Source organism: Candidatus Vampirococcus lugosii (assembly GCF_018420025.1).
Classification (GTDB): domain Bacteria; phylum Patescibacteriota; class Gracilibacteria; order Absconditabacterales; family Absconditicoccaceae; genus Vampirococcus; species Vampirococcus lugosii.
Map to the genome: position 1 here is coordinate 12,829 of NZ_JAEDAM010000008.1, position 25,622 is coordinate 38,450.

The following is a 25,622-nucleotide window of genomic DNA, read 5'->3' on the forward strand; positions in this document are numbered from 1 at the left end:
ACTAAAAATTATAATCAAAAAGACAAAAATATATATTAAATATTCCATTATTTTCTGTTAATATCAACTCATAAATTTTTAAGTTTTTCTTGTATCAACTCATATCATCTCAAAATAATTTTTTCTTCAGTAATATAAGTAGTTCATTGTGCAATTATTCAAGCTAATAACATAGCTCATCATCATCTCAAATCTGTAGTACTTACATATCATCATTTTAATTTAGTTTTTCATATTATTATAACTTGATGAGGGTTTAATATCTCTACTTTTGCTCCCAAATTTTCTAATTCTGCCAAATATGTAAATCTTCATTCAAAAAGTGTTTCATGTATTTTATTAATTCAATTTATTTGAGTCAACAAAACAGCAAATATTGACTGTAAATCTGTAGGAAATCAAGGAAATATTGTAGTTTGAATTTTTATATTTTTATAATTTTCAATATTGTAAGAATCAACTATAATAGTTTCATTATCTATTAATTTATAATTAATTCAAATTTCATCAGCCATAGAAAATATAGAATATAATTCATCAACATTACATCATTTAATTTGTATTTGAGAATTTGGAACTGTTGCTCATATAGCAAAAAATGTTCAAGCTTCAATATAATCTCATATTATTTTAAAAGATTTATTTTTTATCTTTAATTTTTGTGGTTTAATAGTAAGACTATGATCATGATTTATTTTTATATCAGTTCAAATATTTTTCAAAAAATCTATAAGATTAATAACATGAGGTTCTATTGCAATTTGTTTTATATTTACTTCATAATCTACATCTTCCAAAAAAGCTATATATGTAAGTAAACTTTCTGTTGCAGTTACACTAAATTCTTTCAAAATAATTTTTTTATTAGGTTTATTTTGTTTTGTATATTCTTTATATTTTCATTCATTTATTTGAACTCATGCTTGAATTAATGCATCATCAAATGTTGAAGTAGATCTTTTTCAAATATTACATCATCATGCACTTTCAAATTTTACTTTTCAATAATTAATAAGTCAATAAGGAATAAGAAGTATACTAGATCTAATTTTTTTTGCTTCAGGTATAGAAAGATCTAACTCTTTTTTATTTTTTGACAAAGATATTATTTTTTCCAAAACATTGACATCATCAATTTTAGGTTTATTTTCAAGTTTTATTTGATTATTTATTATTGCATTTGCTGATATTATTGGTAGTGATGCATTTTTACTTCCTGATACAGTTATTTGTCATTTCAAATTATTTGACTGTTTTACTACAAACATAATATTTTATTTAATTTTTATTGTAAATTATTTGTCAATTTATTATAAATTCATTTTCAATCAAATTTTACATCTTCCCAAATAAATTCTTCATTTTTTGTTCATATTTTTTCATCTGGAGATATAAATCTTATTTTACAATCTATAATTCATATATCCCATAACTGTGATTTAATTCTATCTAAATAATTTTTATTATATATTTGATCAATTATTATAATTAATTCTTCGGTTTTTTGTAAGCTTTCCAATATTTCTTGATTTAACTTAAAATTATGATCATGTATACAAAAAACATCATACATTAATCAAGATTCTCTTGCCAAATTTGTAAATTGTATTGTATCTTGAAGCATACTTGCTCATACAAGTATTGTTCAATTTTCTCAAACTAATCCAAGTCATGTAAGATTTGATATTTTTCAATAAGGATCTATTCATATTGAATTATCTTTAGATAAACTACCAGTTATAGTTCTATAAGGCACTCTAATATATTTTTGTCATTTTTTAATAGTATATTCAAAAAATGTTACAAAATCATAATATTCTAATATATCAAATTCATAATTTAATAAAGTTGAAATATCATCACTTTCCAATATATCTTTATTTATAGCAGAAGAAACTCAAGCTCATATATTTATTATTGTAAAATTAATTCAAATTGATTTTGCTTTTTTTATAAAAGGAATAATATAATTTATATTTAATTTATCAATTATAAGTAATATATTATTTGAATCTTCAACCAAAGAAATTAATTTTCAATTTATAGAAAAGTCATATCAATAATCTTCCAATGTATATATTTGAAATCATTTATATTCGTCAATAATATCTTTATCTATTTTTTCAAAAATAATAGTATCAAATATTTTTTTTCTACCCAAATTTTTCAATACAAGTCAAGATTGAATATACTTAACTATATTTATCTCATTCATCATAATTGTTTATTTATAACTTAATAAAAAATATATTATATTCTCATAATTTCATATTCAACTTTTGATTCTTCCAACTTTGATTTTATAGATTTTTCATTCTTATTCAAGTTAGATTTTCAAGTTTTTATCTCCAAAAAAACTATTTTATTTAAATTTCATTCACTTAATCAATCAAATACAATATAATCAATTCATTTTCATATAAAAACTAAATCTTTGTAATTATAATTAAATTGAGGTAAAATAGGAGCAATTTTTTCATTTACTTGTCATAATATTACTGATTTAGATCTTCATATAGCATCTTTTCTTACAGATTTATTTTTAATCCAAAAATGTATTTTTGCAAACAAATATCAAATTATTAATCATATTATTATTCAAAATAATATAAAAATAAAATCCTTTTCCATTATTTTATTAGATAATAAAAAAATTAGTAATTACACTATGTAGTATAATTATTATTAAAATAAAATCAATATATTTTGCTTTTTTTGCTTTTAAAAATTATTTTACTATATATACTTAAATATAATTAAAATATATTATATTTCAACATTATATTTTATTTGAATAGTTTACAAATTTGTATTTTACTTGAAAATTTTAAAAACATCTTTATATAATTAAATTAATAATTTATAATTATATTAATTAAAAATGGAAAAAGTAATACAATTTATAAAATATAGCATATCTGGTAAATTAATAATATTTAATTTAATAATTTTTGTATTTATACATTTTTTATTACAAACTAATCCAAATTTGGCATATTATTTATTTTATAATATACCTTGATTATTGTCGCCTTGAATTATTTTGTCAAATTTTGCACATAAAGAAATATTTCATATATTAATGAATTTATATTGATTATATTTATTATGACCAATTATAGAAAGAATTTCAGGTTCTAGAATATATATTAAATTAATAATTTTTTCTATGTTTTTTAATATTTTGTGAGTACAATTTTTTTCAAGTAATTCAACATTATGATTTTCTTGAATATTGATGGGGTTTTTGTCTTTTATGTTTTTTAAGTATAAATACGAATTGTGAGCATTTAAAGAACAACTTTGATTTATATTAATATTAAATATACTTATAGGTTTGATTCCAGGTGTATCTTTAGTTTGACATATTTCATGAGCTTTTTGATGATATATTTATGCAATAATTTTAAATAAACTTTGAAAATAAAATATCAAAACTTTATCAATAAATAAATTACCAAAAAAGCATCAACTGTATACAGCTAATGCTTTAATAAAAGTGAATATTTATCATCTATCATTTTTTCTTAAAAAAAATAGAGAGATAAATATACAGGTTATAAACCAAAAAAAGTTTAAAAGAATGCTTGTGTATATGTCGGTATGTAAGAAATTAATATATTGTTTTAGAAATATAAATATAATAATTCCAAACATCCATACAAAAAAAGCTATGTTTTTCATGATATTTACTCCTATGAAATTGGAGAAAAGTAGTGTAGTCGCTACTAAATATAGATAGCAACACAAATAATATATTTTAAAATAATAAAAAGTCAATAGATTTTAACTTTTTATTTATTAATAAATTAATTATTTTTCTTGTTTTAAAATAAAAGTTTGATTTTTATTAAAAATTGTTTAATAATATACTTTAATTTTATTAAATAATTTGATTAAATAAATTTTATTTATTATAAAAATATATAAAGTGGAAAAAGTATTAGCAATAGAGACTAGTTGTGATGATACATCAGTTGCAATAGTTAATTATGATTGAAAATTTATAAAAACTGAAAAATCAGTTTCATATAGTCAAATAAAAGAACATAAAAAATTTGGTTGAGTAGTACCAGAAATAGCATCTAGATTACATAATGAAAAAATAATTGGTATATTGGAAAGTATATGAAAAGATAATATAGTGAAATGCGATAAAATAGTAGTTACAGCAAATCCGTGATTGCCTTGATCTTTGATAATTGGTAAAACTGTTGCAAATATTTTATGAGAATATTATTGAAAAGAAATTATTTATGAAAATCATATTCATTGACATATATTTTCAATACTTTTGGGTAGAGATATTGATAAAATAAATTTACCTATTGCAATATTAACAGCTTCTTGATGACACAATGATATTTATATATTATCAAAAAATGATAATAAATTTAATCTGGAACATATATGAATGACATTAGATGATGCATCATGAGAATGTTTTGATAAATGTGCAAGAATGCTTTGATGACCATATCCTTGATGAGCTTGGATTTCTAAAATTGCAAAAGATTGAAAAAATGATGATGATTTAAAAATATGACCTATATATTTAAAACAAAATGAATATAAATATAGTTTTTCTTGAATTAAATCAAAAGTTTATTATGCGATAAAACAAATAGAAGAAAAATATTGATCTTTATCTGATCAAGATATAAAAAATATAGCATATATGACTCAAGAAGCTATTGTAAAATCTTTATGAAAAAAAATAATACAAGCATGTCTTGAATATGAATGTAAAACATTATCTATAGTATGATGAGTTTCTGCAAATGATAGACTGATTGAATATATTCAAAATAAAACAAAAAAATATAATATTGATGTAATTAGACCTATTAAAAAAGAATATAGTACAGATAATGCAGATATGATATGAGCATCTTATTTATGAAAAAAATATTATTTTAATTTATCTTTAATAAATTAGTTCTTAATCTTTTTGTTGATATTATACTGATAATTCTGTTTTTGTCTATTGTTAACAATTTAATATTGTTAACACAATTAATATTAAAAACTATTGACTTTAATTGTTTTTTGATTATACATTTTTTGCTGGAGTGTTTCTTTAACAACCAATTATCAAAGGGGGAAATTATGACGGCTGAACTCTTTTCAAATGAGACTGTAGAAACTCATGAACACAGTGATGGTTATTGTATAATAGTTTGCGAATATTGCGGTGTTACTATGCCGAATCATCATTGGTCTTGTAAACAAGAAGGCTATCTTCTATGTGAAGAATGCTTTCATAGCTATATAGATGGTGAGATCAACTAAATAGCTATGAATTTGTGTTGTAGGGATTATTTATCTCTACTTTTTTATATGTATAGTAAATAAAAAATTTAAATAATATAATTATATTTAATAATGAATATTTTTTTTGTAAAATCAATATGAGATATAAATTTTTTGGAAAATAATGAATTTGAAGAAAATATAAAAAAATTATGAATAAAAAAAGATGTAATAGATATATTTGGTTTGAAATGAATTTATATAAATGAAAAGAATTTTGAAGATATTAAAGATATATTACCACTTATGAATTGAATGTTTTGAAAATATTATTTTATAGATTCTTGTATTTGAGATGATAATATAATATTATGAAAAAATATATTTGATGTAGAATATGATGAAAAAAAATTAAAAGATATTACTGAAAATATAGAAAATATAAAAAAAGATATAAATTCTGATAAACTTATAACAAGAACTAAAAAAGAAGAATATTTTGAAACTATAAAAGAAAGTATATATTTGATAATATCTTTTTTGATAAAAACATATTTTATACTTACCGATACTATAGAAAATAAAGAAGAACTTGAAAAAATTATTAATTCTTCTTCTATTGAAGAATTTAAAGCAAATGCATATTTGATAAACGAAGTTTGATTTCAAAAAATAGAACTTTTAACTACAAGATTTGAAATAATATCTAAACAATTAAGTTATTTCTCATTGATAATGAATCAATATTTTAAAAATTATATAAAATAATAATATGATAAAATACAATATAAAAAATGAATATTATTGGTTATACTCTCAAAATAATATATGAATATATTGACCTTTTGAATCTGTTTTTGTGAAATGAGAATTTTTATGAAAAAAATTTAATTGCGATATATCTAATTTAAAAACTTGGAAACATTGTATATGATATTATAATTGAAGGATTTTTTTGTTTGAAGAAATTAATGATAAATTATTTTTAAAAAATATTTAAAAATATCTTGCAATATTAAATATTATATGTAAATATAAGTCAATATATTTATCTATAATAAAATAATTATGCAAAATAATATATCTTTTACGAGTGAAATAATAGAAACAAAAAATGGTTTTTGTGAAACTATTGATAAATTGTTAATATCGGAAGCTTTTCAAAAATCTTTTGAACTTATTTTAGATAAAAATCTAAAATATAATAAAGATTATTTTTTATGAATATTATCAAAAATAAAAAATAATCAAAATTTGGAAAAATCTGAAAAAATAGATTTTATACATTTTGTTAGTGATAAAGAAATAATTTTAACTGCAGAAAAAATAATGTTAAAATTAAAAATTATAAATTTTTCTTTGGAAGAAGTTAAAATATTTTTGGAACAATATCCAGTATCAAAAATTATTGATAATTTAATACAAAAATCTAAAAGAGAAATATTTGAAACTATGGAGTGAGATATAGTAGAAAAAATGGTTGAATATGATGATTGAGAATTACTTATATATAAACAAATTATAAATAATACAGATAAATATTGTATAAAAAAATTATGAGAAAAATTAAAAAATGAAGATTTTAAATTTAATGTTATTTTTGATGTACAAGAAATAAATTGAGAAATTTATTCTAAAGTTAAAATATGAGAAAAACAATGATATATTAAACTATGACAAGAAAATAATACAGAAAATTTAATAAAATTTGATTTAGTTTGAAATTTACAAGAAATAAATTGAGAAATTTATTATGAAGTTAAATTATGAAATATAGAATGATATATTAAATTATGAAATGAAAATGGTGATATACTTGATATAGAATATATAAAAAAAATTAATTGAAATTCAAATTTGGAACAACAAAAAGATATAAAACCAAAAAATGAATGATTAGAAATAGCAGTTGAATATCAAAATTTAGATATGAAAGTATTTAGAAAAAAAATAAAAAATATATATAAATATTGTACAAAAAATAATTGAGATTCTATAGAAAAAAAAGATTTTAAATTTGATTGAATTTGGGATTTACAAGAAATAAATTGAGAAATTTATTATAAAGCTAAATTATGATCAAAAGAATGATATGTTAAATTATGAGATGAAGATAATGCAGAAAATTTAATAAAATTTGATTTAGTTTGAAATTTACAAGAAATTTATTGAGAATATTTTTATAAAACTAAATTATGATCAAAAAAATGATATATTAAATTATGAGATGAAAATAATGCAGAAAATTTAATAAAATTTGATTTAGTTTGAAATTTACAAGAAATAAATTGAAAATATTATTATAATGTATTATTATTACATAATAAAATTCAAAAAGGATGATATATTAAATTATGAGATGAAAATAATGCAGAAAATTTAGTAAAATTTGATTGAGTTTGAAATTTACAAGAAATAAATTGAGAATATTATTATATATGAAAAATATTATCTAATAAAATTCAGAAAGAATGATATATTAAATTATGAGATGAAGATAATGCAGAAAATTTAGTAAAATTTGATTGAGTTTGAAATTTGCAAGAAATTGATTGAGAATATTATTATATATGAAAAATATGATCAAAAAAATGATGTATAAGATTATGAGATGAAAATAATATACAAGATTTGATTAAATTTAATTGGGTTTTTAATGTAGAAAAAAGAAATTGACAAATTATTTATTATGCCTCATTATGAAATCACTTATGATATGTAATTTATTCAGAAAGTATATTTTATTTTAGTAAATCAAAATATGGCGAAAATAAAATAGAATTAAAAAATATTAAATAATTCTTACTAAAATATAGTAAATTAATTTAGTATTATTTAAAAATAATGTTTTCACATATAATATAAGATAAATCAATAATAATATCTATGTTGCATTGTCTCTCCTTTCATTCTTTGTTTATCTCAATTATAGTTTTTCATAAGAACATATTTTTCTTGACTATCAGAATTATTTATTACTTCATTTATCATTTGATCAAAATTTGTTCTATTTACACTAACTCATTTATTTAATAAATATTTGGATACATTTTTGTATAGATTTTCTTTATTTGACAAAATTTGATTTTTTTCAAAATTTGATAATCTATTTGTCCAATCTTCAAGTCTTTTCAAATATAGCATTCATATATCTATATTATTTTGTATATCTAATCTTGACTTTCTATTTCTCAATTGATTAAGACTATAGAATCAGTTTCTATCTAGCATATTTTTTATAATTTCACGATCATATCTATTTGGATGTTTTATCATATCAGAGATAACTATTCATGTTATTTGAAAAAGACCAGATGATCAACTATGGCTTACAGCTTCAGTTTCAAAAATTGATTCCATATAAACTAATGCCAAAACATCATTTTTTTCCATTATGTCTAAATTGTAATTATCAAATTTTTCCAATATAATATTAATTATATCTTGATATCTTTCAACTATTTCATTTTCATTTATATTTTCAAATTTATTTTCATCATTTTCATCATTTTCATCATTTTCATCATTTTCATTAATTTCTATACTTTCATTTTCATTATTTCATAATATAATTTCATATATATTTATTTCTTGACCAATATTTATTCTATTTATATTACTAATTCAATTGTTTTGATTTATTACAAATTGTTTAAAATCACTCCACTTCATAGAAGTATGATCAAATAATTTATTAAAAATACTTCTCATATTATCTCAAGATTGAATTTTATATATTCATTTTTCATTATCAAATCAATTTATATTATTCAATCATTTTTTGAAATTGTTTATTATTTCTATTTCAACATTTTCATCACTATCATCTATTTCAATATTTTCATCATTTTCATCTATTTCAATATTTTCATCATTTTCATCTATTTCAATATTTTCATCATTTTCATCTATTTCAATATTTTCATCAATTTCATCTATTTCAATACTTTCAACACTATCAATATAAGTTTTATTATTTTTTATAAATTTTATTAATTTTTTATTTTGTATATTTCATTTATTATCAATATTGTCATCATAATACATTTCAAATATATTTATCAAATTTATTTTATCTCATATATTTAATAAATTTTGATTATTAATATTTCTGTTTCATCAAAAATTTGTTTGATCTTGCTCCCTTATATATTTATAAAATTCTCATTGTGATATTCATGTTTCTTCAAATAAATTATTATAAATATTACTTAACCAGTAATCTCTACCTTGATTTATAATAATATTTCAATTTTCTTGTATATCATTATATTTTGAATTTATATATTTATCAAATATATCAATAGAAACTGATTTAGAATTAGATTCTAAATTTTCTGTAGAATTATTTCAATTTATTCATTTTATATGTTCTGATAAATCTTCTTGTGTATATGAAACAACTTGTTGTATTTCTTTTTCTTGTTGTTTTAATAATTCTTGATATTCAGGAGTTTCTCAAAATTTTTTTTCTATTAAATAATCAAAAACTTTAATTATATTTATTTTATCTCATATAGAAATAATATTTATATTTGATATTTTACTTACATTTTCAACAGCTTCAAAAAAATCGATCTCGCTTATATCTATTCAAAATAAAAATTCAGTTTGTTTATTGAAATTATTATATATTTTATTTAAATTATCTCATCTTGAGATTGTATATATTCAAGTTTCATTATCAAAATTATCAATATCATTAAATTTACTAATTATATTTTTTATATAATCTTCAATATTATAAATATCATTATTTTCTTCAATAGTATCTGAAATTTTTTCTAAATTCATTTTTTACATAATTTATGTATAAAAATATAATTATATTATATATATAAATTATGTATTGTCAAAAAATAACAATTTTTTGAATTATGATAACAAATAATAATATAAAATATTAAGATTTATCAAAATTTCCAAGGAGTTCATTCTATATTTCAATTTATAGTTTGTTTTCCAAAAATTGTTTTTTCATAAAATTCTTTCAAATTATTAGAATTTGCATAAGATAAGGAACTTGCTAATGCTCAATGAAATTTTCTAATTATTTCAAAAAATGATCAATCTCATTTGTATGGAACTATATCATCTGCTCATTCATCAAATATAGGTCAATAATTATTTGATTGAAATCAAGAAAGTTTATTTGCTTTCAAAGATTCTTTAAAACTTGCCATTCATCTATAATCTTTATATAATTTTCAATCTATATTTCTAAGTTGTCAAACTGCTTTATCAGTACCAGCAAAAATTGATCACATCATACCAAAATCTGCTCAAACTGCTATAGCTTTTGCCAAATTTCAAGCTTCTTTTATTCATCAATCTGCAATTATTTTAACATTATTGAATCATTTTTTATCCAAAGCTTGTCTTATTTCCCATATAGCTGATAATTGAGGTTTACCAAATCAAGTTTGAATTCTAGTTTTACAAGCTCATCAAGGTCATATTCATACCTTTAATATATCTGCTCATTCTTTTGCAAATTCTATAGCTGCTTTAGGATTATCAATATTTCAAGCTGTCAATAATATATTTGGAAAATTATTTCTAATTTTTCTCAAAACTTTTATAAATCTATCATTGTATCAATGAGCTGTATCAAAAACTATCATATCAACTCATTGAGAAACTAGTAAAGAAGTTCTATCAATAGGATCTCTATTAATTCATAATGCAGCAGCTACTACAAGTCTACCAAAATTATCTCTAGCAGAATTTGGAAATGTTTTATAAAAATCTAATCATTTTTTGGTAAATAATCAAATTAATTTTTTTTCACTATTTAAAATAGCTAATTGTTCTACTTTTGATTTTTTAAGTTTTTTCTCTCAAATTTCCAAATCAATATTTAAATCATTTGATTCTATATAAAATAAATCATCAAATTTTGTCATTAAATCACTTGCACAATCATTATCGCTATCTGCACTATTTATATCCCTTTTGGTAATAATTCATTTTAAATTATTATTATCACTTACAATTAATGCTCATATTGAATATTCTTCAAAAATATTTTTTATATCTTTTACTATAGTATCAGAACTAATACTTATAGGATCTGATATTATAGGACTTGCATATTTTTTAACTTTATTTATTTGATATATTTGTTCTTGTATTTCATAATTTTGATGAATAACTCAAATTCATCACATTAATGCCAAGTATTTAGCAAAATTTCAATCCATAACTGTAGACATATTTGCTCATAATATAGGAAGATTAAGTTTTAAATTTTTTATTTTTACTGAAAGATCTATATTTCTTCTACTATGAATAGTAGATTTTTCATTTATCAATAAAAAAACATCATCAAATGTAAGTTTTGTTCAATCATCTGGAAAATTAAATTTGTCTTCTCGCTTTTTCATTATATAATTTTATTTAAATATTAAAATTTATTTTTTTATAGTAAAAATATTTTAATTAAGTATTTTAAAATTTTTTTTACCTTTTCTCAAAATTCATACTTTTGATTTAATTAAATCATCTCTTGAAATTATTTTTTCTATACTTTCTATTTTTTCCTCATTAAAATATATTGCTCAAGATTTAATAATTTTTTTTGCATCAGAATTTGACGAACTTAAACCTAATTTTGTTAGTAAGTCTATTATTTTAATTTCTCAATTTATTTTTATTCAACCAGTTTCATTTTGTGTTGCTTTTATTTCTTCTTCATCCATTGAATTTAATATATCCAATTTATTTTCTTTGGAAAACATAATTTTGGAGATTTTTTTTGCTTGATTTGATTCTTTTTCTCCAAAAATAGTTTTAACTACATTATCAGCTAATATCTCTTGTCAAAATCTATTTTCTGGATTATTATTATGTTTTTCAATTATTTTTTGTATTTCATCAAAATTCAATATTGTATAAATTTTCAAAAATCTTTCTATATCATCATCATTACAATTCATAAAATATTGATATACAAAATATGGACTTGATTTAGTTTTATCAAGCCAAATAGCATTTCATTCAGATTTTCCAAATTTCTTACCATTACTATCCAAAATCAACGGAGCAGACACTACAAATCATTCTTTATTAATAATTTTTCTTATTAATTCTATTCAAGTAACTCAATTTCACCATTGATCAGAACCACATATTTGTAGTTTACAATTTTTTTCTTTATATAATTTGACAAAATCATATGCCTGTATCAACATATAAGAAAATTCAGTATAAGAAATACTTTTGTCTGGATCTTCAATTCTCTTTTTTACAGTTTCTTTATTTATCATATTATTTACTGTGATATATTTTCCTACATTTCTAAGAAAATCCAAAAAATTAATATTTTCATAAAAATCGTAATTATCAACAATTTCATAATCAATTTTTTTTCATAATAATTTTTCCAAATTTGATATAATTTCTTGCATTTGTTTAGATAAACTTTTTATATTTTTTTGTAAACTTTCTTTATCCAAAAATTCTCTATCACTATCTCTTCAACTTGGATCTCATATCATACCAGTTGCTCATCAAATTAATAATATTAATTTATTTCATTTCAAAATGTAATTTAATGCATTCATAAATACAGTAAAATGACCTATATGCATACTATCAGCAGTAGGATCTACCCCAAAATATAATGTTTGTCATCATTTATCATATAAATCAAAAACTTCTTCATTACTAAATTGATAAACTAATCATTTATTTTCCAATATATTTTTAAGTTTCATAAAATATTTGTTTAAAATTTAAATTTATTTGACAGTATATAAAAAATAAATAATAAATCAACTTTTTTTATTGAAATAAATGTTATTTTATATATATAGAGTAAAAGACTAAAGAAATCTTTCTTCTTTTAGTTTATAGTATAAAGAAAGCAAATTTTTCTAATACTGTCTTAATACTACCTCTTAAATCTTTTAAAGGAAAAATAAATAATAATTTTAATGTATTTTTACAAAAATCAAAAAGTCTTTGACTGAATAAAGATTCTATAGTAGATATATCTTGATTAAGGCAAATATCAAAAAAAAGAATAAATAAGAGATTATGAAAGATTTCAAAAGAAAATATATCTGAAATTGATAATAGAATTTTATTTATTTTTTGAATAAAAAATAAGGAGTAAATTATTACCCCTTATTTTAGTTCCACCACTTAAATTTATAAGTGGTCCAAAGATTTAAAATCTTTGATAGTAAACACACTATAATAATTTTATCAATAATTGCAAGAAAAAATGAAAAACTTCACAAACCTACTTTCTATTATCTTCCTAATTTGTCTAGGATTACTTGCTTTTCATAGCAAATCTAAAATTGATTTTTCTTCAAAAATATATATTCTAATTAAAAAATTTATTTAACAAAAACATTTATATGATTGATTTAAAAGCATTATTAAAAAATTTATTATTTATCTCTGAATGAGAATGATATGTTGAATTCAAAGAAAATTTTGATAAAGAAAGGGATTGAAAAAATATTTCTGCTATATCAAATATAGCACTTCTAAAATGAAAGGAATTTGGTTATATAGTTTATTGAATTGAAGATAAAACAAAAAAAGTTATTTGAACAAAATTCAATCCAAATAATGAATTTTTTTGAAATCAAAATATAAAAATGTGGTATTCTCAAAAAATAACACCAAAACTAGACTTAGAATATCTTGAAATAGAGTATGAATGAAAAAATATTGTGATAATAAAAATCCCTTCTGCAAGTGATAAACCTATAGAATTTGACTCAAAAGCATATATAAGAATATGAGAATCAACAACGACTCTTTCAAAATATCCTGAACTTGAAAGAAAAATATGGAATAATGAAAAAAATAAAAATTTTGAAAAACAATTAGCATCAAATAACCTAAAGGTAGATGAAATTTTAAAATTATTAGATTATGATAAATACTTTCAATTAAGTAAACAAGAATTACCTACTGAAACTTCAAAATTTCTTGAAAAAATGAATCAAGACAATTTAGTAAAGTTAAATAATGATTGAACTTATAATATAACTGTATTATGAGCAATTTTATTTGCAAGAAATATTGAAAATTTTTCTATAATAAAGAGAAAAACTATTAGAGTTATAACTTATGATTGAACAACAAAAGTAAAAAGAAAAAATGATATTGAATGAAAATATTGATATGCTATATGATTTGAATGACTAATTGATTATATCATATCTCAAGTTTGAAATAATGAAGAGATTACAAAAGCATTAAGAAAAAATACTAAAATTTATCCTGAAATAGCTTTAAGAGAGTTTATTGCAAATGCTATAATACATCAAGATTTTTCAGTAACTTGAACTTGATCTCTTATTGAAATTTATTCAAACAGAATTGAAATAACAAATCCTTGAGTTCCTCTTATAGATACAGAAAGGTTTATAGATCATCCTCCCAGATCTAGAAATGAAGATTTAGCTTCTTTAATGAGAAGGTTTTGATTTTGTGAAGAAAGTTGATCATGAGTTGATAGAGCTTTGATAAATATTGAATTATATCAATTACCTGCACCTAAGTTTGAAACTTTTGATGATTTTACAAAAATTACTTTATACACTCCTAGACCTTTAAAAGATATGACAAAAGATGATAAGATAAGGGCTTGTTATCAACACTGTGTATTGATGTATATAAAAATGGAAGAAAAGATGACAAATAAAAGTTTAAGAGAAAGATTAAATATTCCAGAAACAAATTATCCAGCTGCTTCAAAAATAATATCTGATACTCTAAAAGCTTGAAAAATAAAAGAATGAGAAAGATCTAAAGAATATATACCATGGTGGGCTTAATATTATGTAGTGAGTATGTAGTATTTTATAAATTTAATATTAAAATACTTTAATAAAGCCTTATTTTAAAACATTTTTAACATGTAGTGAGCATGTAGTATTTTATAAATAATAACTCCAAAAAAATGCAAAACAATATAACAAAATTTACAAACCTACTTTCTATTATCTTCCTAACTTGTCTAGGATTACTTGCTTTTCATAGCATATTTTGACAAGCTATTTTTTGATTTGATTTAACTAGTTACAGCTTTTGAGAATCTATTTTAAACTTACTTAAAAATCTTCAATATCCTTTAGTTATACTAGCTATATCTGTTTGAGCTTTGCTTTTTTATAGTAATAGGGAGAAGATTGAGAGTATTGAGGAGGAGCAAGAAAATGAGTTTCTTGAAGAAGAAAGGAAAAAAAGTGAGTTTGGGAGTAAGTTTCCTGTGATTAGTAGGATTCCTTTGATAAATTGGATTGTGAAGTGGATGTATAAAGAGGGGTGGAAGTATAGTTTGGGGTTGGTTGGAATTTTAGTTTTAGCATTTATATTAAGATATATAAATTTAACTATTCTTGATCCATACAGTGATGAACCTGCACATCTTATTGCTGGTTATAATTTATTGCAAAATTGATTTGCTGAATATACTAGAGCTTTATTAGTAAGTTACAGTGTAGCATTTTTTTATTGGTTATGAAATGCATCAAGTTTTTATGAATATTTATATTGGTGAAGATTACCGTGAATAATTTTTTCATCACTTACAATAATACCATTATATTTTTTAGCTAAAAAAATAAATAAACCTATTGCAATTATTACTATATCACTTTGGGCTATATCACCTTGGTCTATATGAGTAGCAAAATCTATAAGGGAATATGCTTTTTATCCATTTTTTGTATTAATATTTATACTTATTTGTATTAAATTTTTTGAAAATATATTTAAATGAATATTTAATAAAACAACTATTTTTTCATGATGATTTATTTTAAGTTTCTTATATTATGTTCTGAAAATTGATACATTATCTACTTTAAAAATTTCACTATTAATTTTTGTTTCCATTTTATGATTTTTTATAATTAAAAATTATAAAAAAGTATTTAACTTTATAAAAAATATTAAATCAAATAAAATAATTGCATCAATATTTTACATCTCTATATTATTATTATTTTGATATATTATTTATTATGTCTTATGATCTTCACATGTAAATTTTGCATTAGAATTTAATAAAAATTATTTTAATATATTTTTAGATTGAAATATATCATCTCCAATTCACTGGTGGAACTGATTAGAATGATATAAGTATATTTCTTATTTTTTGATTTTTTGAGCTGTATTATATTCAATATATTATAAAAAATATTATTTATTATTTATTTTAACTATATTTATTATATTAATATTCTTTTATACATTTTTATTTGATAGATATTATAAACCTAGATACATATTTTATGTATTACCTTTTTTTACAATTTTGATTTCAACTTGAGTTTATGGATTTTACAGTTTTGTAAAATCTGCTATTTTCAAAGGAGGATTATGTAAAAAGTATATTTCAACAGCAATTATTTTAATATTTATATTGTCTATTATTAAACCTACAAATACATTATATCCTATAACTTCAGATGAACATTGATATGTAAAAACTACAAATGAGTATCATGATAGATTAAAAAATGCTATAAAACTTTTAGAAAATAGAATTGAAGAAAATGATGTTTTTATAAATACAATAATGTCTTCAACTCTTGAATTAGCTTTTTGAGTTGATGAAAATAACCGTTATAGATATTCTTATAAAGATGAAGATAGATTTAAAAAAGTTGATGAGATAATTGCAAATAATAATCAATGATTTATAATTTTGGACTGAAGAAGAAATGGTTATTGGGCTGAGTGATATCCTAAAGATGAATGATTTTATTCTAATGATACTTGGGTAAAAGTCTTAATGAATAAAGATTGAATTCAAATATATAGATGGAAATACTAACAAAAACAACTGGATAAAAATAGTAAAAGTTAATAAAAAAGACTTGATTGAGTATTAATTTACTTCAAAATATTTAAATATAATCAAATTTCACAATATTTTTTATGTCAAAAATAGCAAATCATATTTTTATATTTTTATCTAGAAATTTTTGATTTTTATTTAGAAATAAAGAAACATTATTTTTTAACTGATTTATTTCTGATTGATTTATTCTATTTTCGTTTAGTTTACATTCCAAAAATACAATATTTTCTTTTTCATCTGTATAAATTATATCTATTTCATTGTTTTTTCTATCAAGCCAGGTTCATATTTTGGTAAAAGTAAAATCAAGATTTCATTTTTTATTTTCTAAAATCAAAAAATCTTTTACTAACTTTTCAAATTTAAATCATTTGTATTTTTCAAAATCTTTCAAAACATTTTCCAAAACCAAATCATAAAGTCATAATTCAAATTTATCTTTATTTGAATAAATATACTTAAACCAAAACTCTATAAAATTATCTTTAATTTTGTATTTACTTATATTTTTTTTGCTTTCCAAAAATGGATAATCCACTTCTATGATATCATAAATATCTATAAGTTCTTTTAAATATAAATCAATTTCTCAAGTTCAAAGTCATACTTGATCCATTATTTCATTTCTTTTGTTTTTTCAAACAGAAATAGCTTCTATAATAGCAAAAAATCTTTTATATTTCATACCAAATTCTTCTATCAAAATTTCTTTTCATTCATTTTTAAATAATGCAAACTCATCAAAAAATAAGTCTTTTAATATTTGATTTAACTCATATTTATCATAATTTTCTCTATAAATAGATTTTAAATAATAAGCAATTCAACCAAAAATAGAATAAATATCAAGTAATATTTGATGATTATAATTTTTTCCAAAAATGTCTTTTAGTATCTCTACTTGAGTATCTAAATCAAACTCTTTGATAAACAAGTTAAAAGTAGCTCTTTTATAAAGTGGTTCTTTTGAGTTTTCAAAGATTTTTATCATAAGACTTTGTAAACTTCCAAGTACTATTATTTTTTTATTTGATTTGTTTTGATATTGGTCAATTTTCTTTTGAAAAATAGAAAAAATTGATTTATCAACATTATTAAAATTTTGAAACTCATCTATTACAAGTAAATTTAAATCAGATTGTAAAAAGAAAAAATCCAAAAAATCTTCTATAGTTTCAAAATTGTATTTTAATCAAGTTTTTTCATAGATATATTTTTCTTGTTTTTGCAAAAAAACTTTTAGATCTGATTTTTCTACAAATATATAATAAAAATCTTTTTGTAAAATGTTGTTATTTAAGTGAGTTATAAGTTCTGTTTTTCAGACTCTTCTTTTTCCAAGTAAATAAATAAACTCAAAATTATTTGAAGTTATTTTTTGTGATAAAATTTTTATTTCTTTTTCTCTATTATAAAATTTCATTTTTTATGAATTATAGTATAAATTATTTATAGTATAATTATTTTATATTATAATACAAGTTTTATTTTAAACTCTTTCTAACTTCCCAAGCATTCAATAAAAAGTATGGTAAATAAGAAAATGTAGTTCATATACTTGCTCATATAGCTCAATAATTTGGTATTAAATATAAATTTAAAGATATATTTACTATTATTCATATTCAAACAAATATAGCTCTCTTGTTTGCTTTTCAGTTATAATCTAAAAAATTTCATAATAATAAAGTATTAATCATAAAAAATAAATAAATACTAAGTATTTGCAATATAACAATACTTCATATATATTCTTGTCAAAATATGATAGGAACTAAAAAGGGTGATAAAAAAAATATTCAAAGCAATATTGGTAAAAATATCAGATTATTTATCTTGATAGTTTTGATAAAAAGTTTTTTTAGTTCTTGTTTATTCTCTTGATTATATTTGGCAAATATGGGCATTACTCCCATAGCAATAGCCATAGTAATATGTGGTAATTTGATAATAATTTGTTTTGCAATAGCATAAACTCATACTTCTTCACTACTTGATAATATCCCTAGCATCAAAACATCTATTTCGGTAAAAACTAAAAATCCTAAACTTATAAAAAGTAAAGGTAAACTATAATTAAATATTTCTTTATAATAAGTGTTTTTTGACTCTCAAAGATTTTTATAAAACACAAAATAAGTTATGGCAAATCATACTATACTACTAACAATTAAAGCTACCAAAAAAGATCAAGTAATATTTAGTAAACTTTCACTAAATAGTAAAAATATAACTACTAAAATAAATTTAAGTCAATGTTCTATAAAATTTACTATAAAATTATATTTAATCCTATGTAGTCACATAAAAATAGATTTTGTAAATTCTGTAATTCATGCAAAAAATATTAATAAAGTTCAAAGTAGCCATAAATTTGATAATTCTGGTTTGTTAAATAAGTTTATAAGTGGAAAATATAGTATCAAAAAAAGTAATGCAAATCACAAACTAAAAATCAGTCTTAGATTTAGTCAATTTTTGATAATATTTTTTATTTCTCAAGTTCAATTATGTTGTGCTATAAATTTTTTGGTACTTGCATTGATTCCAAAAAATGAGATAGTCCAAAATATAGTTATAAAAGAAAGAAAAAAAGACCATAAACCAAAAGTTTCTGGTCATAACTTTCTAGCTAAAAAAATATTTAATCAAAAAAAAAGTCAAAATGTAACTATTTTTGTTAAAAAAGACCAAACAATTTCTTTTTTAAGTTTTTTCATAAATTATTTTTTCCAATGAGATAAATCTCTATTTAAAAATTTTTCTAAATTTTCTATATCTTCAATAAAATATTTTTTTAATTTTTCTTTTGTGTTTTTATCTATTTCTGGATAAGTGTATTCTTGTAGATTCTTTTCCCTAATTTTATTTAGCATTTTTCTAATTCATAATTTTCAAATGAAATCAGTTATAAATCTAAGTTTTATTTTTTCTAAGAAATCTGGTGTTTTAAATAAAAAAGAAAGAATTTTAGATAAAAATATATTTTTTCTTTTTTTTGATGAATTAGATTTTTTAGAAATATTTTTAAATTTAAATTTATTATTAATATTTAAAAAAATACATAATTCTTTTAAAACTTTTTCAGGTTTAAATTTAATATCTTCAAAAAAAAGAATTTTTATATTTTCTTTTGGAAATATTGAAAAATAATTTGACAAATATTTATAATATTTTCATCTTTCTAAATATTCTATAGGATTTTTTTCAATAGCTTCTTCAAATGTTTTAGATTTTTCTGAATTATTTAATTGTTCTTTTAAATAAAAATATGCAGAATAAGCTCTATCAATAGGATTTCTCAATACTACAATAATTTTAATATTAGAGTTATGTTTATAAATTCTTTCTGCAACTAATTGTTCATTCATATAAGATACACTAAATTCTCATAATTTTTGTTTTTTGTTTGCAAATTTAAAAAAAGTTTTATAATAATTATTTCCTTTTAAATATCTTTTTGTAGAAGGTTTAGAAAAATGAGAAAAATCATTAAAAAACTGTATTTCTTTTATATTAGGTATGAAAATTTCTGGATGTTGTTTAAGCATGTTTACAACCCATGTTGTTCAAGCTTTATGTGCTCATATTCAAATAAAGTCTAACTTAAAATCTTCTTTCATTTTATTATAAATTATTATATAAATTATTTAACTCAACTAAATATTTTTCTAAACTATATTTTCTTACTTCTTCTAATCAATTTTTAATCAAATCATTTCTTAAATTTAAATCTTCATACAACTTTATAATACTTTTTATTAAATCTTCAACATTTTGTTTTTCAAATAACAAAGAATTTTTATTATCCATCATTATTTCATTAATTCAAGATATATTTGAAGCTACTAATGGTATTCATATTCAATTTACTTCTAATATAGTCATTGGTAAAGCCTCTCTATGACTTGGAAAAACAAAACAATCTAAAATATTATAAAAACTCACCATATTATTTACATATCAAATATATTGAATATTTGAAATTCATTTTATTTCTTCTAAAAGTTTCTCTTTATCTGGTCAATCTCCAGCTACTAAAAACTTTATATCATATCATTTTTTTATCAAATTTTTTGCAGAATTTACAAATTCTTTCCATCATTTTGCCTCATTTAATCTACTAGCAAATCAAATAACAAAATCATTTTTATCAAGTGAATATTTTTTTCTTTCAGTTTCTATGTCAAAATTTTCTATTTTTTTAAATTTATCTAAATCTACAAAATTGTATAATACTTTTACCTTATTATTATCATATTTAGTTTTTTGTAGTATTGCTTTTTTGATAGCATTTGAAACAGCAATATATAAATTAACTTTATTTTTAAATAAATTCATAAAAAAAGGATATATTTTTCAATCATTAAAAATTGCTCAATGTTCATGTAAAACAAGTTTAATATTTGGGAAAAATAAAGTTTTCAGAACTCATCACATTATTTGAGATTTTGCAAGATGACAATGCAGTATTTCAATATTATTTTCTTTTATAAATTTTCTTAATTTGAATAATGGAAAAGAAAATTTATTCTTAGAATCATATGTAAAAACATTTTGATGGTCTATTTCAATATTTATATCTCTTTTTCTCAAAGCATAAAGAAAAATATTTGAATTATTTTTTTGTTTTTCAAATATTCATTTTACAACTGTTTGAGTTCAACCTAATCACAATGTATCAACCATATGTAAAATTTTCATTACTTCACTTTACTTATAAAATATAAATATTTTCAATTATCTAAGGATAAAATATCTTCTTGAATAATAAAATTAATTTCAACATCATCACCTAAAATAATTAACAACTTATCTTTTAATATTTTAGATTCTTTATTCCAATCATATTTGTCATTAATAACTACTTTTATATTTATTATTTTTCTAGTCTCTTGTATAAATTGATATTTTTTTATTGAATATAATCAATAAAAAGATGTTGTAAGTGCTGTTGAATCAAATGTTCATTTTTTAGTTTTTATTAAAGTTCAAACTCTACCTTCTATTCTTTTTATCTCAAATTCATTTTCTGACCTTATTCATATATCTCAAATTTCATACCTAATCAAAGGCATTGAAAAATTATTTAAAGTTGTTATATAAATTTTTCAATTTTCTCAAGGCTTTACTGGATTTAAATTATGATCCAATATTTCTGCATAATTTTGTAAAATATTTATTTCTAGGTTTTCATTTCAATCTCTACTACAAGCAATATCTCAAACCTCTCTACTTCAATACCTATTTATAATTTTACAATTAAAAACTTCTTTTATAAGTTCTTCCATATCTGGATATAGAGTTCATGCAGAAGTAAGAATTCATCATTTTGGAGAATAAACATCTAAATCATTTTCTTTTATAAATTTTGCAAGTTCATAAATAGATGAAACATAAGCCTCTATAACTTTTGGTTTAAATGAATTAATAGTTTTTACATATTCTTTCATATTTTCTTCTGTCATTTTAAAACTATTACATTCAACTCTATTATAAAGCCAATTTTGTAATCTTTTTGCTAAAGTTTCTTTTTAAACAAGTAAATCTCTTTCTGATCACCAAAGTCTAAGTTCTTTTTCTCAAATATCTTTATTTAAAAAAGTCATAAAATAAAACTTTGTAGCAACTTTCCAATCTTGTAAAACATTATCTTGAATAAATTTTACAGGCTCTCATGTACTTCATCAAGATGTATTTTCAAAAGTCTTTCTATTATTTTTAGATTTGTCTTGTAAATTATCAAACTCTTTTCTTAAGATTTCTTTATTTGTAATAGGAAGATTTTTAAAATTTTCTAAATTTACTTCTAGCTTTTCATTTACTAATTCATATTTTTCTAAAATATTTTTATAGTAAGTAATATTTTTATAACTATAAATTAATATTTTTTTTAATTTTTCATTTTTTAGGTTTCTCTTTTCTTTATTTGAAAGTTTATCAGTATTTTTAATTTCCTTAAAATAATCATAACTTTTTTGTCATGAAATTTTTAATAAAAATAAGATAATATATTTTCTCCAGTTTAGCATAATTTTTTTATAAATTATTAAATTTTAATTTTATTCTTTATATAATCAATAATATCTTTTGTTTTTAAAAAAGCTTTTCACTTTCTTTTAAATATCTCATAATAATATTTTTTTGTTGTCATAGTGGTTAAGTTAAAGGTTAAAATGGAAAATTTTTCTCCAGCCAATGGTTGGATTATTTAATCCAATAAATTCATCTCTCTTTCTATTTCTTCAAGTGTTGGAAGCAATCATTTCAAATCTTCTGGTAAATCTTCTTTTGTGATATAAGAAGCAACTCATATAGGTTTATTGACATCTTTTAGTGCATATTCTACTATTAACCTATTTTTGTCTTTACAAAGAATTATTCAAATAGGTAAATTTTCTCATTCTATCATATCTTGTTTTTCAAGAGCAGATAAGTACATATTCATCTTTCAAGTATATTCAGATTTGAAATTCCCAGCTTTTAGTTCTATAACAACAAAACATTTTAATTTTCTATGATATAAAAGCAAATCAATATAAAAATCTTCTCATCAAATTTCAAGTTTTACTTGTCTTCAAACAAAACTAAAATAAGTTCAAAAATTTTTCAGAGTTTTTTCTATTGAAGTAACCAAAAGATCTTCCAAAGTTTTTTCCAAAAAAGGTTCCTCCAATGAAAGCAGACTAAAATCATAACTATCTTTTACAAGCAAAGATAAATCTCAATTATTTTTTAAATCAGGTAGAGTTTCATCAAAATTTGTTTGTCTCAAAGCCCATTTTTCAAAAGCTTTAAAATTAAGCTGTTTTTCAAGTTCTCTTTTGCTCCATCTTTCTCTTATGGACATTTTTATATAAAACTCTTTTCTTAAATCATCTTTTCAATCTCAGTAATTTGTTTTATCTAATATAAAAATATGATGACTCCATGATATTTGTGCAACCAGTGGTTGCATTTTTAGATTATCTTTATATGAAATATATAATTTTTTCATATATAAAAGATTTCTTTTAGAAAAACCTCTTCTAAATTCAGCTTCTAAATCTTTGCTAAGTTTTCAAATAATATCATCTCACCATTTAGCTTTTTCTTGTTTTTCTATGATAGATTTTCAAATATTCCAGTAAAGATGTATAAGTTCTTTATTTACTGACTTTAAAGCATTATTTCTTGCTTGTAATATATTTTGCTTAATCTCTATTAAGAAATTTTTATAATCATTTGAAATTTTTGTCATAATAATATTTTTTCATTATTAAATCTTATCCCTTATAATTATTTTTTATGATTTTTAAAGTTAAAAAAGATTAATTACAAAAAGTCTTGTAAAAACTTTATATCAATTTTGTTAAATCAAAAAATCTTTTTTCATAGATCTTTTAAATATCTCATAATAGTATTGTTTTGTTGTCATAAGGATTTTATTAAAGGTTAAAGATTTTCTAACTGTCTTTTAAAGTCTTCTTTTTTTGGTAAATAAAGATTATACTCTTTTGCAAAAATCATATTTTCTCATTCTGGAAGAGTGTATTCAACAACAATATCATTTTTTTCTTTACATAGAAGTATTCAAATAGTTTTATTTTCAAAATTTTGTTTTATTTCTCTATCATAATAATTCACATACATTTGCATTTGTCATATATCACCATGAGTTATTTTTCAGATTTTTAGATCTATCAAAACAAAACATTTAAGTAGTCTATTATAAAAAACTAAATCTACATAAAAATGATCTACTCCAGCTGAAAATCTCTTTTGTCTTCATACAAAAGTAAATCATTTACCAAGTTCTAGTAAAAATGTTTCTAAATTATTTATAATAGCTGTTTCAAGCTCTGTTTCTGAATATGATGATCTTTCCTCTAATCATAAAAACTCCAAAATATATGGATCTTTTAAAACATCATTATAGTTTTCTATAATTTGTCATTTTTTAGATAATTCCAAAACTCACTTTTTATCTTTACTAAGTGTAAGTCTTTCATAAAGTGATGAATTTATTTGTCTATCAAGCTCTCTTACTGACCAGCTATTTTCTATAGTTTCTATTATATAAAAACTTCTTTCATTTTCATCTCTAACGGATAATAGTCTTACTATATGAGTCCAAGATAATTTCCTCATCAGTGATGAGGATTTTTCAAAATCTGGAAAATAAGTATAGAAATACCTCATTCTTTCTATATTTTGCACAGAAAAACCTTTTCAAAACTCTTTTGTTAAATCTTTTGATAATTTTTTTAATAATTCTTTTCAATATTCAGCTCTTTTTTCTCATTTTTGCTCATATTCAACTATATATTTTCAAATACTAAAATATGTTTCTACTAAAATAGTATTTACTAAATTTATTGCTTTTTGTTTATTATTAGAAACTATTTTTCAAATCTCTTTTATAAGCATACTGTAATCGTTATTTGAAGATATATTTGTCATAATAATATTTTTTCATTATTAAATTTTAATTCTTTATAATTATTTTTTATTATTTTTAAAGTTAAAGAAGATTAATTACAAAAAGTAT

General features: G+C 20.1%; 21 protein-coding genes. 7 read left to right on the plus strand and 14 right to left on the minus strand.

The window, feature by feature from the left end; genetic code table 25:
- Positions 1 to 47 precede the first annotated feature (47 nt).
- Genes VAMP_RS01225 through VAMP_RS01235 form a run of 3 tightly spaced genes read right to left on the minus strand, consistent with a single transcriptional unit; the run spans position 48 to position 2,631 of the window.
- Positions 48 to 1,268 (minus strand): UDP-N-acetylglucosamine 1-carboxyvinyltransferase, encoded by a 1,221-nt coding sequence (locus VAMP_RS01225; protein WP_213348376.1) that lies wholly within the window; start codon positions 1,266 to 1,268, stop codon positions 48 to 50.
- A 17-nt stretch (positions 1,269 to 1,285) separates the two neighbouring features.
- Positions 1,286 to 2,215, minus strand: a complete 930-nt coding sequence (locus VAMP_RS01230; RefSeq protein WP_213348378.1) for a hypothetical protein — start codon at positions 2,213 to 2,215, stop codon at positions 1,286 to 1,288.
- A gap of 35 nt (positions 2,216 to 2,250) precedes the next feature.
- On the minus strand, positions 2,251 to 2,631 hold the full coding sequence (locus tag VAMP_RS01235; RefSeq protein ID WP_213348380.1) for a Holliday junction resolvase-like protein: 381 nt from the start codon (positions 2,629 to 2,631) through the stop codon (positions 2,251 to 2,253).
- A gap of 250 nt (positions 2,632 to 2,881) precedes the next feature.
- Here VAMP_RS01235 and VAMP_RS01240 point away from each other — a divergent pair, with 250 nt between their 5' ends.
- The 5 genes from VAMP_RS01240 (at position 2,882) to VAMP_RS01260 (ending at position 8,052) form a co-directional block, all read left to right on the plus strand.
- Positions 2,882 to 3,427: a rhomboid family intramembrane serine protease gene (locus VAMP_RS01240; RefSeq protein WP_213348382.1), complete on the plus strand. Its 546-nt coding sequence runs from the start codon at positions 2,882 to 2,884 to the stop codon at positions 3,425 to 3,427.
- A gap of 504 nt (positions 3,428 to 3,931) precedes the next feature.
- Positions 3,932 to 4,939: a tRNA (adenosine(37)-N6)-threonylcarbamoyltransferase complex transferase subunit TsaD gene (gene tsaD / locus VAMP_RS01245; RefSeq protein WP_213348384.1), complete on the plus strand. Its 1,008-nt coding sequence runs from the start codon at positions 3,932 to 3,934 to the stop codon at positions 4,937 to 4,939.
- Positions 4,940 to 5,385: 446 nt separating this feature from the next.
- Positions 5,386 to 6,021 carry a hypothetical protein gene (locus tag VAMP_RS01250; protein WP_213348386.1) on the plus strand — a complete coding sequence of 212 codons (636 nt, stop codon included), beginning with the start codon at positions 5,386 to 5,388 and terminating at the stop codon, positions 6,019 to 6,021.
- A gap of 4 nt (positions 6,022 to 6,025) precedes the next feature.
- Positions 6,026 to 6,253: a hypothetical protein gene (locus tag VAMP_RS01255; RefSeq protein WP_213348388.1), complete on the plus strand. Its 228-nt coding sequence runs from the start codon at positions 6,026 to 6,028 to the stop codon at positions 6,251 to 6,253.
- 68 nt (positions 6,254 to 6,321) lie between these two features.
- Positions 6,322 to 8,052 (plus strand): hypothetical protein, encoded by a 1,731-nt coding sequence (locus VAMP_RS01260; RefSeq protein WP_213348390.1) that lies wholly within the window; start codon positions 6,322 to 6,324, stop codon positions 8,050 to 8,052.
- Positions 8,053 to 8,088: 36 nt separating this feature from the next.
- Here the strand turns inward: VAMP_RS01260 and VAMP_RS01265 are convergent, their stop codons facing one another.
- The 3 genes from VAMP_RS01265 to tyrS form a co-directional block, all read right to left on the minus strand.
- Positions 8,089 to 10,047: a transglycosylase SLT domain-containing protein gene (locus tag VAMP_RS01265; protein WP_213348392.1), complete on the minus strand. Its 1,959-nt coding sequence runs from the start codon at positions 10,045 to 10,047 to the stop codon at positions 8,089 to 8,091.
- Between the two features lie 116 nt (positions 10,048 to 10,163).
- Positions 10,164 to 11,639 carry an IMP dehydrogenase gene (gene guaB / locus VAMP_RS01270; protein WP_213348394.1) on the minus strand — a complete coding sequence of 492 codons (1,476 nt, stop codon included), beginning with the start codon at positions 11,637 to 11,639 and terminating at the stop codon, positions 10,164 to 10,166.
- A 51-nt stretch (positions 11,640 to 11,690) separates the two neighbouring features.
- Entirely contained in the window at positions 11,691 to 12,971 is a 1,281-nt protein-coding gene (gene tyrS / locus VAMP_RS01275; RefSeq protein WP_213348396.1) for a tyrosine--tRNA ligase, read from the minus strand.
- A 651-nt stretch (positions 12,972 to 13,622) separates the two neighbouring features.
- Here tyrS and VAMP_RS01280 point away from each other — a divergent pair.
- Together VAMP_RS01280 and VAMP_RS01285 are read left to right on the plus strand one after the other, a co-directional pair.
- Positions 13,623 to 15,056: an ATP-binding protein gene (locus VAMP_RS01280; protein WP_213348398.1), complete on the plus strand. Its 1,434-nt coding sequence runs from the start codon at positions 13,623 to 13,625 to the stop codon at positions 15,054 to 15,056.
- Between the two features lie 125 nt (positions 15,057 to 15,181).
- Entirely contained in the window at positions 15,182 to 17,065 is a 1,884-nt protein-coding gene (locus VAMP_RS01285) for a glycosyltransferase family protein (protein ID WP_213348400.1), read from the plus strand.
- A 73-nt stretch (positions 17,066 to 17,138) separates the two neighbouring features.
- Here VAMP_RS01285 and VAMP_RS01290 read toward each other — a convergent pair whose 3' ends face one another.
- From VAMP_RS01290 to VAMP_RS06910, 8 genes are all read right to left on the minus strand, one after another.
- Entirely contained in the window at positions 17,139 to 18,515 is a 1,377-nt protein-coding gene (locus VAMP_RS01290; RefSeq protein WP_213348402.1) for an ATP-binding protein, read from the minus strand.
- Between the two features lie 61 nt (positions 18,516 to 18,576).
- Positions 18,577 to 19,812: a flippase gene (locus VAMP_RS01295; RefSeq protein WP_213348403.1), complete on the minus strand. Its 1,236-nt coding sequence runs from the start codon at positions 19,810 to 19,812 to the stop codon at positions 18,577 to 18,579.
- Between the two features lie 3 nt (positions 19,813 to 19,815).
- Complete coding sequence (locus VAMP_RS01300; RefSeq protein WP_213348405.1) at positions 19,816 to 20,715, minus strand: sulfotransferase domain-containing protein; 900 nt, start codon at positions 20,713 to 20,715, stop codon at positions 19,816 to 19,818.
- Positions 20,716 to 20,719: 4 nt separating this feature from the next.
- On the minus strand, positions 20,720 to 21,781 hold the full coding sequence (locus VAMP_RS01305) for a glycosyltransferase (RefSeq protein WP_213348407.1): 1,062 nt from the start codon (positions 21,779 to 21,781) through the stop codon (positions 20,720 to 20,722).
- A 14-nt stretch (positions 21,782 to 21,795) separates the two neighbouring features.
- The gene (locus VAMP_RS01310) at positions 21,796 to 22,560 is read right to left on the minus strand and encodes a phenylacetate--CoA ligase family protein (protein WP_213348409.1); all 765 of its coding nucleotides are present in this window, start codon (positions 22,558 to 22,560) and stop codon (positions 21,796 to 21,798) included.
- A 66-nt stretch (positions 22,561 to 22,626) separates the two neighbouring features.
- The gene (locus tag VAMP_RS01315) at positions 22,627 to 23,124 is read right to left on the minus strand and encodes an acyl-CoA synthetase family protein (protein ID WP_213348411.1); all 498 of its coding nucleotides are present in this window, start codon (positions 23,122 to 23,124) and stop codon (positions 22,627 to 22,629) included.
- A 179-nt stretch (positions 23,125 to 23,303) separates the two neighbouring features.
- Entirely contained in the window at positions 23,304 to 24,332 is a 1,029-nt protein-coding gene (locus tag VAMP_RS01320) for a PDDEXK nuclease domain-containing protein (protein WP_213348413.1), read from the minus strand.
- Positions 24,333 to 24,526: 194 nt separating this feature from the next.
- Positions 24,527 to 25,534, minus strand: a complete 1,008-nt coding sequence (locus VAMP_RS06910) for a PDDEXK nuclease domain-containing protein (RefSeq protein WP_338032119.1) — start codon at positions 25,532 to 25,534, stop codon at positions 24,527 to 24,529.
- Positions 25,535 to 25,622: the final 88 nt, after the last annotated feature.